Genomic DNA, 10,883 nt, shown 5'->3' on the forward strand with positions numbered 1-10,883 from the left:
CGCTCACAGATAGGCGACACGGGCCGGCACGGTCACGCGGATGGTCGTGCCGGTCCTGGTGGTGGAGATGATCTCCACCGCGCCATCCATCCGTTGCGCCCGTTCGCGCATGCCGATCATGCCATAATGGCCTTCGCGCGATCCGGCCGCCAGCACCGCTGCGGACAGGCCGATGCCATCATCGATGATCGCCAGCGACAGCCGGTCGGTGCCATGATGCAGTTCGACGATGATGGTCTGCGCGGCCGCATGGCGCAGGCTGTTGCTGATCGCCTCCCGCGCGATCCGCATCATCTCGTCGGCGACCGGGGCGCAGACCAGCCGCGCGGTGCCGGCCTCCTCGACGCGCCAGTCCAGCCGGTCGCCGACCATCTCGTCCAGCAGCGCGCGCAGACGCACCGCCATCGCCACCGGTTGCAATTCCTGTCGCAGCGAATGGACCCGCTCGCGACTGTCGACCAGCACATCCTCGGCCCGGTCGAGCGCGCCTTCGAGTTCGGCGCGGGCGCGTTCGCCGCGCGGCAGCAGTTCGACCACCGCCTGGAAGCGCAGCATCAGCCCCTGGAACCCCTGCAACAGCGTGTCGTGCAGTTCCCGCGCGATCCGTTCGCGCTCTGTCAGCTGTGCCTCGACCCGGCTGCGCGCCCGTTCGGTCACGACATGCAGGCGCCGACGATAGAGCAGCCAGCCGGCCAGCAGGATCAGGCTGATGCACAGGATGCGGAACCAGCGCGTCTGGTAGAAGGCCGGGGCGATCTCGAACGCGAGCGCGGCGCCCTGCCTGTTCCACACCCCGTCATTGTTCGCCGCGATCACAAGGAAGCGATATTGGCCCGGCGCCAGATTGGTATAGAGCGCCTGCCGCTCCGTGCCGGCATCGAACCAGCCGGTGCCGCTGCCCTCCAGCCGATAGCGGAAACGGTTCTGCGCCGCATCGGTCAGGCTGAGGGCGCTATAGTCGATCTGCACCCGGCCGCTATGGGCGGGCAGGGGGATGCTGCCCGCGGCCAGCGGATAGGCCTTGCCATCGACCCGCAGCGACCGGATCGCCACGGGCGGCGGCACGCCATTGCGGGCCAGCCGGGCGGGATCGCTCCAGGCCAGGCCCTGATCGGTGGCGAACCAGAGCTGGCCGTCGCGATCGAGGGCGATGTCGTTCGCCTCGAACAGGTTGGATCGCGCCCGATAATCGGCTTCCTGGCCGACCCGCTGATAGGGGATGGGGCGATCGGGCCGGGCAAAGCCCTTGTCCAGCGCATCGCTGCGCATCCGCACGATACCGGTCGCGCCGTTGATCCAGGTCCAGCCATCGGCGGTGCGGGCGATGCCGGTAATCCCGGCCAGATAGGGATGGGTGCGTTCGCCCAATGACTGCAACCGGCCGCCCTCCAGGCGCGCCAGCCCCTTCATCCCGCCGATCAGCCACTGGTCGCCATCGGCCCGCAGGGTCAGGATCGATCCGATCGGGCTGGTCCCGGCGGGCAGCAGCGCCGTCTCCTCGCCATCGCGAATGCGCAGCAGCCCGCGCCGGCTGCGCCCGGCGATCAGGCCGCCATGCGCATCGGCGCGCAACAGGGTGATGGTGCCGCCCGGCTGCCCCGCCGCGCCGCTCGCCGGCACCAGCCGCCCGCCGTCCAGCCGGTAGAGCCGGTCCATCCCGGTCCAGAACTGTCCGCGATCGTCGCGCGCGCAACTGACCGACAGCGGCCCTTCGACCGGCGTCGTGCGGCGGACATCGCCGCGGTCGTCCAGGTCGAGCAAGAAGGCGCCTTCCAGGCTGATCGCCAGCAATTGCCGGTCGTCGCCGCACAGCACGCCAATGTCGGCGCGCGGGAAGATCAGCCGGGGCTGCCGCTGGTCCGGTCCGACGCGATAGACGCCGCCGATACCGGCATAGAAGATATGGGCCGATCGCGGCGGCGCGACGAAGCCGGTCACCAGCGCCTCCTCGCCCGCGCCGACCAGGCTGGCGGCGGCATAGCGTTCCACCCCGGTCTCGGTGCCGACCCAGATATTGCCTTCCCGGTCCTCCAGTGCGGCGAGCGACAGCGGCATGTGCCCGGCCGCGACCTCGACCTTGTCGCCGCCTGCAGGAAGCCGTGCGAGGCCACCATTCTGGCCGGTGATCCAGGCCGTGCCCTGGCGATCGACATGGATATGGCGGGTGACATAGGGGGTGTTGACGGGATCGAGCCGGGCCGTGGCCTGCCCGCCGGAAATCGGCCGGATGCCGCTGTCGTCCGCCAGCCAGATCCGGCCCGCTTTGTCCTCGTCCAGCGCGGCGAAGGGGGCGACCAGCATTGCCAGCGGGGTGAAGCGCGCGGCACCGGGCGCCAGCCGCAGCAGGTGCGGCGGCAAGGCGAGGTAGAGGCTGCCGTCCGACGCGGCCAGCATCGGCCCCATCATGCCGTCGGTCACGCCTTGCTGCGCGCCAAAGCGGCGCCAGCGGCCATTTTGGTAACGCGACAGCAGCATCTTGCCGCGCGCTTCCGCCGCGACCCAGATTGATCCGTCGCGCGCCTCCACGATGCCGGCGACGCCGCCCTGTGCCGGCCAGGGATTGGCATCGCGCAGATGGCCGTCGCGAAAGAGGGCGATGCCGCCGAAATCATGGCCGACCCAGATGTCGCCATTGCGCGCCGCCAGCAGGGCGGTGACCTGCAAGGATCGGCGCGGGTCGTCGCGATCGGCCAGCATGCGCTCGAACCGGATGCCGTCAAAGCGGTAGAGGCCGGTCGAAGATCCCAGCCACAGATAGCCGTCCTTGCCCTGCGCCAGCGCACGGACATTGCCCGGCGCTCCGTCCTTCAGCGTCCAGCGGCTGTGGCGCAACTGGCTGATCGACTGGCTCGGGTCCAGCGCCTGCCCCGGCTGGGCCAGCAGCATGGCCGCGATCGCCGTGATGATCGCCCGGCGCTTCATGATCTTCTGCTCGGTCGCGACATGGGGGCCTTGGGGCGGGAGGAGCCGATAGCCGTAGCGCTGCGAGCCGATGCGATACAAGCCCCCCGTTAGAGGGGCGCTCGCCCCCTCCATCCGGGCTTTGGGAAATCGTGACGCAGCCGCATCATTCCTGCCATGTCGGATATCTCCAGTCCCAACCCCAGCCCGCCGAACCGGTTCGATGCCGCGCAGCTTCTGGACCTGCTGACGCGGGCGCAGACGCTGCTGCATCGCGACCCCAACCGGGCGGAGCTGTGCCTCGATCAACTGCGCGACCTGCTGCGGCAGGGCACGGACGCGGACGACGGCGCCGCCATGCTGGCCCGGCGTCCCGACAGCCATTGCCCGCCGTCGACCGGCGGGCTGGCCGGCTGGCAATTGCGCAAGGTGACCGCCTATGTCGAGGCGCGGCTCGGCCGCACGCTGGTGACGGAGGAACTGGCGCTGGTGGCGAGCCTGAGCCCCGGTCATTTCTGCCGCGCGTTCAAGGCCAGCATGGGCGAAACGCCCCATGCCTATGTCATCCGCCAGCGCGTCCGACGGGCACAGCGGCTGATGCTGGAAACCGGCCACAGCCTGTCGGACATCGCCAGCGCCTGCGGCCTGACCGACCAGGCGCATCTGACCCGGCTGTTCAAGCGGCTGGTGGGCACCACGCCGCTGTCCTGGCGCCGGACCTGGCAGGGATCGCCATTGGCGGCACAGGCATGAACAGCAAAAGGCTGGAGGCGTTCACCGACGGGGTGATCGCGATCATCATCACCATCATGGTGCTGGAACTGAAGGTGCCGCGCGGCGGATCGCTCGCGGATCTTGCGCAATGTCTGCCGCTGCTGATCGCCTATCTGCTCAGCTTCGTGAATGTCGGCCTCTACTGGAACAATCACCATCATCTGTTCCAGCTCAACCCGCGCATCGACGGGCGGGTGCTGTGGGCCAATCTCTTCCTGCTCTTTTGGCTCAGCCTGGTCCCGTTCGTCATCCGCTGGCTGGACGAGAGCGCCTGGTCGACCGGAGCGACGGCGGCCTATGGCATGGTGCTGGGTGCGGCGGCGATCGGCTATTTCCTGACCGAACGGGCGATCATCGCCTGCAATGGCGCAGGCTCCAGGCTCGCCCGCGCGCTCGGCATGGACTGGAAGGGGTGGGGAACGCTGGCCATCTATGGCGCGGCTATTCCCCTGAGCTTCGTCAGCCGCTGGCTGGCGGTCGCGCTCTATGTGCTGGTCGTAGCGCTCTGGTTCGTGCCCGACCGGCGGTTCGCGCGGGTCGTGCTGCCCTGATCTTCAGCCCCCGTGGGGCAGGGCGGCCGCCGGGTGGCGGACGCAGAGCAGGGTGCCGGCCAGCACGATCGCGCCCGATACCAGCAGCGGCAGCGCCAGCCCCATATGCACCACCATCAGCGCGCCGGCGGCCGCGCCCGCGAAGATGGCGACGATCGCCGCGATACGCCGGGCGAGATTGGGATTGGCGCCGCCCGCCAGGCTGGAATCCGCCGCAATGCCAGTGACGGTCAGGGTCAGCACGGTGGTGGTAAGGTCGGGCACCTTCAACTGCCGGATGGTGGCGTTGCGAAAGCCCATGGCGATGGCGGTCAGCGCGATGATCGCGAACAGGCCAGCGGCGGGCTGGAGCGTGGGCACATGGAAGTTCAGCGCGACGATCGCGGCGATCCACAGCAATGCCGCCTCGATCAGCGCGGCGACCGTCAGCCAGTGGCGCAGCGGGCGTTTGCCGAAGCCCTGGCCGACCCGGCCGGCGATCAGCGCGCCGATGAAGAAGGTCAGCAGCGCGACCAGATAGGGCGCCACCCTGAAGCCCGGCGTCTGTGCCGCGGCGAAGCCCAGGAACACGACATTGCCGGTCATGTTGGCGGTGAACACCTTGCCCAGGCCCAGCACGCTGACCGCGTCGACCAGGCCGGTGGTCGCCGACAGCAGCAACAGCAGGCCGGGCAGGGGGGATGCGCTTTGGGACGCTGGCGGCATGATGATGCTCCTCACTGGATCTAGAAACGGAAATTGGCTTCAAGGCCGGTCATGGCGATGGTCTGGGCCGGGCCGGTCTCACGGATGAAGACGCCCGGCGCGAAGAAGGACAGCGAAGTTGACAGTTCCAGCTCTGCCGTCGCCTGCCAGGCCAGCGTTGCCTCCACCTCCTTGCCGATGAAGCGGGCGCGGCTGTCGCCGGGGCCACGGATCAGGTTGCCGGGAATGTCGTAGACGCCGTCATGGCGGGCATATCGCCAATAGGCCATGCCGGCGACGCTGGCGGAAAATCCGCCGCCCAGCGGCGCGCTGATCCGGGGATTGAGGCTGACGATGTTGGTCGGCCCGACGGGCGAGAGTTCGCCGAAATATTTGCCCTTGGGGAAGAGCGCGTTGAACGTGCCGAGCCTGTCATCTTCGCTGTCACGATCGCCGCTCACGATGTTGAAGCGCAAGGTGGCGTCGGGCGACAGCGGCAGGCCGGAAAGCGTGCGACCGACTTCGGTGCCGATCGTCCAGGCGGAAATCCGCTGCCCTTCATGATGGCCGAACTGATAGACGCCCTCGACATTCCAGTGCCAGTCGCCCCGTACGCCATGCGAACGAAGGCCTAGGCTGTGGCGCTCCTCCCGGCCGGCCAGCCCGCCGAAGCGCGCGGCGCGGTTGCGATAGCCCAGATAATAGAGGTCGAGCTCCGGCAGCGTCGCATAGGCGCCCCAAAGTTTGCGGGTGTCGGACGTGCGATCGTCGAAACTGGCGGGGCCGGGCTGCACCGGATTGAGCAGGAACAGGTCGAGCGCGCGGCCGTCGCCCAGGGACAGGCTGCCGCGCACGCCGTCGAAGGCCAGCGGGGTGTTGGGGCCATAGCGGGTGCCGACCAGCCTTTCGGTGCCGAGCGAAACCATCTGGCGCCCGGCGCGCAGGGTGAGGGGGCCGGCGCCGACTTCGGCAAAGCCCTGGAGCAGGTCGAGCCGGCTCTGGTCGATCGGGCTGGCCGAGGGCGCAACGCCGACCGCATAGCTGATGATCGGCTGGACAAAGGCGCGGGCATGGAGCCGGTCCGGCGCGCCGAGATGCAGGTCGGCATAGGGCATGGCGCGCGCCCATAAATAGCTGTCGTCGGGCGCATCGGCGCCGCCCCAGAGATTATTGGCATAATTTTCGTTGCGCAGCCGTAGCTCGACGCCGGTGGACAGCCAGACATCGGCGCCCAGCGGGATATATTTGAACTGCCCCGTCCAGTGATGGTTGCGCTTTTGAGCGTCCGCCAGATCCGACCAATCCTCGTCATAGCGGGTGATCGACAGGGTCGGCGCCTGCCAGGCCTCCCGCGTCTGCGCGGCCAGCGGCGGGCAAGCGCAGAGCGAGAGGGCAAGGCAGACTGATTTTTTACACACGGCGCTGCGCCTGTTCGGCGACCAGCGCCGCCAGGATGAAGCCGCCGATCAGGCCCAGATGCTCGAAAAAGGCATTGGTGGCCATGAACCGCTCCTGCCCCATCGGCATCGTCCAGAAGGCGTTGGCGGTGAAGGCGGCCAGCAGGGTGAAGACGCCCAGCATCCCCGCACCCAGCCATGCCATGCGGCCGGTCAGGATCAGGATCGGCCCGATCAGTTCGATCGCGACGGTGAGCGCGGCCCAGAGCGCTGGCGGGTTCATGCCGAAATGCGCCTGCTCGGCAACCGCCGCCGGCCAGTCCGTCAGCTTGACGATGCCGCCCAGCAGATAGGCGCCGACCAGCAGCAGCCGGGCGATGAACCAGGTTGGCTTCCAGTCGAGGATCGCGTCAACGAAGCGGGGATCGCGGTCGGTGCGCATTTACTTCGCCTCGGGCGCATGAACTTCGGCGATATGGCCGCCGGGGAAGCGCAGGATCGCGCTCTGGCGACCGGCGACGCTCTGCGGCGCGACCAATGTTTCGACGCCGGCGGCTTTCGCCTTGGCCAGCGTGGCGTCCATGTCGGCGACTTCATAACCGGTCATGTCGCGGCCATAGGGCCACGGGAGTTGGCCGTCCGAGACGAAGACGGTCATCTTGCCATAGCCGCTGTCGATCGCGACGCGGCGGATCGTCTTGCCGGGCTGGCCGATTTCCTCCCCCTTGGCGGCGCGATCGTCGGAGACGATCCTACCATGGGCAAAGCCGGTCCAGCCCCTGATGAACCGGTCGGCGACGTCGGCGGTCAGGTAGATGCGGTTTTCGGGCACGGTGGTCAGCGCGGGATAGCTGGGCTTGGCGGTGTGCCAGTAAAGCTGCATGTTCACGCCGCCGGCCCATTGCACCACCACGTCGCGGCCGATGGGATCGGGGAAGGTGGTGATGCGGCGCACGGCGCCATGCTTCAGTGCCGAGGCGACGGCACCGTCCATGTCGCTCACCAGATAGCCGGTCCGCTCATCGCCGAAGGGATAGGGGACCGGCGTCTTGAAGCCGAAGACGGAGACGGTGCCGGCCGGGGTCAGCGCCAGCTGGGACTTGGTCAGGCTGGGCGTCGGCGTCACCTGGAACTCGCCCTGCTTCGACGTCTTGCCGCCGAAGGTCGCGACGAAGCTGGTGACGAAGGCGTCGAACTGGCCTTCGGGCACATAGACATGGGTCGTGTCATATTGCGGGCCGACCGCATAATCGGCGCTGGCGGCGGGCTTTGCGATGGCGACCGGCATAGGCATCAGGACGGCGGCGGCGAATAGGAAGGCGAAGCGCTTCATGGACTATCTCCAGGCAGGAAGTCTTTCTCGTCATCCCCGCGAAGGCGGGGATCCATCTCCGGGCGTTGCGCCGTCGGGCTTGGTTGCGAGATGGATTCCCGCTTGCGCGGGAATGACAATGATTTGCGGTTATCGTCAGACGGCCCAGCAGCCACAGCCCAGCGATCCCCAGAAGGTCTGGACATCGGCGGCCGGCACATCGGCGCCCAGCGCCGCGGCATGGTCATGGCCATGGACGCCACAGGCCGAATGGCAGCCACAGGCCGACGCCAGTTGTGCGCGGGCTTCACGGGTCTTGTGATAGCCGCCGAAGGTGGCGACCGGCGACCAGTCGGGCATCGGCTTTGGCAGGGCGGGCGCGAGCGGGGCATAATCACCCTCGCCATGGACCACCTTGCCGCCCAGCAAGGTCAGGACCGATCGGATATGGACGATCTGATCCTCCGGCACCGCAAAATAGTCGGCCGACAGCAAGGCGAGGTCGGCCAGTTGCCCGGCCTTGATCTGCCCCTTCTTGCCGATCTCGTTGGAGAACCATGTGTTCTCATGTGTCCACATCGCCAGCGCCTTTTCCCGGCTGACGCGATTGTCGCCGCGATAGAGCGCGAAGCCGCCCACCGTGCGGCCGGTGACGAGCCAGCTCAGCGATACCCAGGGATTGTAGCTGGCGACGCGGGTGGCGTCGGTACCAGCGCCCACGGGAATGCCCGCCGCGATCATGCGGGCGATCGGCGGGGTACGCTCGGCCGCCTTGGCGCCATAGCGCTCGACGAAATATTCGCCCTGATAGGCCATGCGATGCTGCACGGCGATGCCGCCGCCCAGCGCCGCGATCCGGTCGATATTGCGGTCGCTGATGGTTTCGGCATGGTCGAAGAACCAGTTGATGCCGGTCAGCGGGATATCCCGGTTCACCTTCTCATAGACGTCGAGCGCGCGGCCGATCGTCTCGTCATAGGTGGCGTGTAGGCGCCAGGGCCAGCGATGCTCGGCCAGCAGGCGGATGACGGGTTCGAGGTCGCCCTCCATGCTGGGCGCCATGTCCGGCCGGGGCTGACGGAAATCCTCGAAATCTGCCGCCGAATAGACCAGCATCTCGCCCGCGCCATTGTGGCGATAGCTGTCGTCGCCCTGGCCCGGCGTCACCTGCTTCACCCAGCCGGAGAAGTCGGCCAGCTCTTCCTTGGGCTTCTGGGTGAAGAGATTATAGCTGATGCGGACGGTCAGTTGATCGTCCTGATGCAGCTTCTCGATGATCTCGTAATCGTCGGGATAATTCTGGAAACCACCGCCGGCGTCGATCACGCCGGTCACGCCCAGCGCGTTGACGTCGCGCATGAAATGGCGGGTGGAATTGAGCTGATAATCCTGCGGCAGCTTCGGCCCCTTGGCCAGCGTCGAATAGAGGATGGTCGCATTGGGCTGGGCCAGCAGCAGGCCGGTCGGGTTGCCGGCCGCATCGCGAACGATCTCGCCGCCCGGCGGATTGGGCGTGTCCTTGGTATAGCCCACGACACGCAGCGCGGCGGCGTTGAGCAGCGCGCGGTCATAGAGGTGCAGGATGAAGACCGGCGTGTCGGGCGCGACGGCGTTCAGTTCGGCGATGGTCGGCAGGCGCTTTTCTGCGAACTGATGTTCGGTGAAGCCGCCGACCACGCGCACCCATTGCGGGGCGGGCGTGCGGGCGACCTGCGCCTTCAGCATATCCATCGCCTCGGCCAGCGTCGGCACGCCGTCCCAGCGCAGTTCCATGTTGAAATTCAGGCCACCGCGAATGATGTGCATATGGCTATCGATCAGGCCAGGGATCAGGCGATGCCCCTTCGCGTCGATCACGGTGGCGTTGGGGGCCGCGGCACGGACTTCGGCTTCGCTGCCCACGGCCAGGAACTTGCCGTCGCGGATCGCGACCGCCTGCGCCACCGGATTTTCGCGGTCCAGCGTCGTCACCTTGGCATTGGCGATGATCGTGTCGGTCATGGGACGGTCCTTGGCTTGAGCAGGAAAGGGGGAGAGAAGGGCGGAGGCGGCCACCCCGGCCATGGCGTCGCGGCGGGTAATCACGCGTCGCCCTTTTGATTGTCGGCCTGGTTGTTCGGGAGCGTGCCCAGTACATGGTCGTGGCATTCGTTGCGCACGAAGCGGGTCAGTTCATGGGCATCAGCCCAGCGCCTGGCGATCGGCACGATCTGTTCGCCGACCAATATGCCCAGCAGGCCGATCAGGGCCACTACAGGGGGCGCGGGCGAGCGCACCCCCAGCAGCGAATAGACGATGCCGACCAGGAGACCGGCGCCGAGGGAGAGAAGATAGACTTTCATCGCCGGTCTCCTGCGTCTGCGATCAGGCCTGAATGAAGGCGAGGATGTCGGCGTTCAGCACGTCGGCATTCACCGTCAGCATGCCGTGCGAATAGCCCTCGTAAATCTTGAAGGTCGCATTCGGCAGGATCTGCGCCTGCAGTACGCCGGCATTCTTGTAGGGCACGACCTGGTCATCGTCGCCATGCAGCACCAGGGTCGGCACGGTGATCGCGGTCAGATCGTCGGTCTGGTCGGTTTCGGAGAAGGCCTTGATGCCTTCATAATGGGCCTTGGCGCTGCCCATCATGCCCTGGCGCCACCAATTGTCGATGACGGCCGGCTTCACGTCCGCGCCGTCGCGGTTGAAGCCATAGAAGGGACCGGCGGCGACATCGTGGAAGAATTGCGCACGGTTGGCGGCAAGGCCGGCGCGCAGCCCGTCGAACACGTCCATGGGCAGGCCGCCGGGATAACGGTCGGTCTTCAGCATGATCGGCGGCACGGCGCTGACCAGTACGGCCTTGGCCACGCGGCCTTCGGGCAGGCCATGGCGGGCGACATAGGCGGCCACTTCGCCGCCGCCGGTCGAATGACCGATATGGATGGCGTTCCTGAGGTCGAGATGGCGGGCGACGGCGGCTGCGTCGGCGGCATAATGGGCCATGTCATGGCCTTCGCTCACCTGGGCCGAGCGGCCATGGCCGCGACGGTCATGGGCGACGACGCGATAGCCCTTCGACAGGAAGAACAGCATCTGCGCGTCCCAGTCGTCCGACGAGAGCGGCCAGCCATGGTGGAACATGATGGGCTGGGCATCCTTTGGACCCCAGTCCTTGAAGAAGATGTCGACGCCGTCGTCCGTGGTCACGAAGCTCATGGGGATTTCCTTTGCTCGGGTGGGGAGAGGGGAAAGGGGAAGGAACCGGCGGTGCATGGGGAG

At 67.4% G+C, this 10,883-nt stretch carries 10 protein-coding genes; 2 read left to right on the forward strand and 8 right to left on the reverse strand.

Annotated elements, in window-relative coordinates; translation table 11 throughout:
- Positions 1 to 3 precede the first annotated feature (3 nt).
- On the reverse strand, positions 4 to 3,003 hold the full coding sequence (locus CG471_RS01830) for a sensor histidine kinase (protein ID WP_099230176.1): 3,000 nt from the start codon (positions 3,001 to 3,003) through the stop codon (positions 4 to 6).
- A gap of 75 nt (positions 3,004 to 3,078) precedes the next feature.
- On the opposite strand from CG471_RS01830, the gene CG471_RS01835 reads away from it, so the two are divergent.
- A complete protein-coding gene (locus CG471_RS01835) occupies positions 3,079 to 3,654 on the forward strand; it encodes a helix-turn-helix domain-containing protein (RefSeq protein ID WP_099230178.1) in 576 nt (191 codons plus the stop codon).
- Positions 3,651 to 4,226: a TMEM175 family protein gene (locus CG471_RS01840; protein ID WP_099230180.1), complete on the forward strand. Its 576-nt coding sequence runs from the start codon at positions 3,651 to 3,653 to the stop codon at positions 4,224 to 4,226. The genes CG471_RS01835 and CG471_RS01840 overlap by 4 nt, the downstream gene beginning before the upstream one ends.
- 3 nt (positions 4,227 to 4,229) lie before the next feature.
- On the opposite strand, the gene CG471_RS01845 is transcribed toward CG471_RS01840, so the two are convergent.
- The 7 genes from CG471_RS01845 to CG471_RS01875 all read right to left on the reverse strand — a co-directional run bounded on the left by CG471_RS01845 (position 4,230) and on the right by CG471_RS01875 (position 10,820).
- A complete protein-coding gene (locus CG471_RS01845; protein WP_099230182.1) occupies positions 4,230 to 4,931 on the reverse strand; it encodes a YoaK family protein in 702 nt (233 codons plus the stop codon).
- 20 nt (positions 4,932 to 4,951) lie between these two features.
- Positions 4,952 to 6,328, reverse strand: coding sequence for an alginate export family protein (locus CG471_RS01850; protein WP_099230184.1), 1,377 nt, complete (start codon positions 6,326 to 6,328; stop codon positions 4,952 to 4,954).
- Positions 6,321 to 6,749, reverse strand: a complete 429-nt coding sequence (locus tag CG471_RS01855) for a DoxX family protein (protein ID WP_099230186.1) — start codon at positions 6,747 to 6,749, stop codon at positions 6,321 to 6,323. Before CG471_RS01855 ends, CG471_RS01850 begins: the two co-directional genes overlap by 8 nt.
- Positions 6,750 to 7,640, reverse strand: coding sequence for a VOC family protein (locus CG471_RS01860; RefSeq protein WP_099230188.1), 891 nt, complete (start codon positions 7,638 to 7,640; stop codon positions 6,750 to 6,752).
- Between the two features lie 135 nt (positions 7,641 to 7,775).
- The gene (locus CG471_RS01865; protein WP_099230190.1) at positions 7,776 to 9,620 is read right to left on the reverse strand and encodes an amidohydrolase; all 1,845 of its coding nucleotides are present in this window, start codon (positions 9,618 to 9,620) and stop codon (positions 7,776 to 7,778) included.
- A gap of 80 nt (positions 9,621 to 9,700) precedes the next feature.
- Positions 9,701 to 9,961: a XapX domain-containing protein gene (locus CG471_RS01870; RefSeq protein ID WP_099230192.1), complete on the reverse strand. Its 261-nt coding sequence runs from the start codon at positions 9,959 to 9,961 to the stop codon at positions 9,701 to 9,703.
- Between the two features lie 22 nt (positions 9,962 to 9,983).
- Positions 9,984 to 10,820: an alpha/beta fold hydrolase gene (locus CG471_RS01875; RefSeq protein ID WP_099230194.1), complete on the reverse strand. Its 837-nt coding sequence runs from the start codon at positions 10,818 to 10,820 to the stop codon at positions 9,984 to 9,986.
- Between the last annotated feature and the right edge of the window lie 63 nt (positions 10,821 to 10,883).

The sequence above is a fragment of the Sphingobium sp. IP1 genome (genome assembly GCF_002708645.1).
GTDB classification, from domain to species: domain Bacteria; phylum Pseudomonadota; class Alphaproteobacteria; order Sphingomonadales; family Sphingomonadaceae; genus Sphingobium; species Sphingobium yanoikuyae.

Bases quoted from the DNA above. Each gene is read 5' to 3' on its own strand.
- CG471_RS01835 (WP_099230178.1), top strand. From the start codon at position 3,079: ATGTCGGATATCTCCAGTCCCAACCCCAGCCCGCCGAACCGGTTCGAT.
- CG471_RS01840 (WP_099230180.1), top strand. From the start codon at position 3,651: ATGAACAGCAAAAGGCTGGAGGCGTTCACCGACGGGGTGATCGCGATC.
- CG471_RS01845 (WP_099230182.1), bottom strand. From the start codon at position 4,931: ATGCCGCCAGCGTCCCAAAGCGCATCCCCCCTGCCCGGCCTGCTGTTG.
- CG471_RS01855 (WP_099230186.1), bottom strand. From the start codon at position 6,749: ATGCGCACCGACCGCGATCCCCGCTTCGTTGACGCGATCCTCGACTGG.
- CG471_RS01860 (WP_099230188.1), bottom strand. From the start codon at position 7,640: ATGAAGCGCTTCGCCTTCCTATTCGCCGCCGCCGTCCTGATGCCTATG.
- CG471_RS01865 (WP_099230190.1), bottom strand. From the start codon at position 9,620: ATGACCGACACGATCATCGCCAATGCCAAGGTGACGACGCTGGACCGC.
- CG471_RS01870 (WP_099230192.1), bottom strand. From the start codon at position 9,961: ATGAAAGTCTATCTTCTCTCCCTCGGCGCCGGTCTCCTGGTCGGCATC.
- CG471_RS01875 (WP_099230194.1), bottom strand. From the start codon at position 10,820: ATGAGCTTCGTGACCACGGACGACGGCGTCGACATCTTCTTCAAGGAC.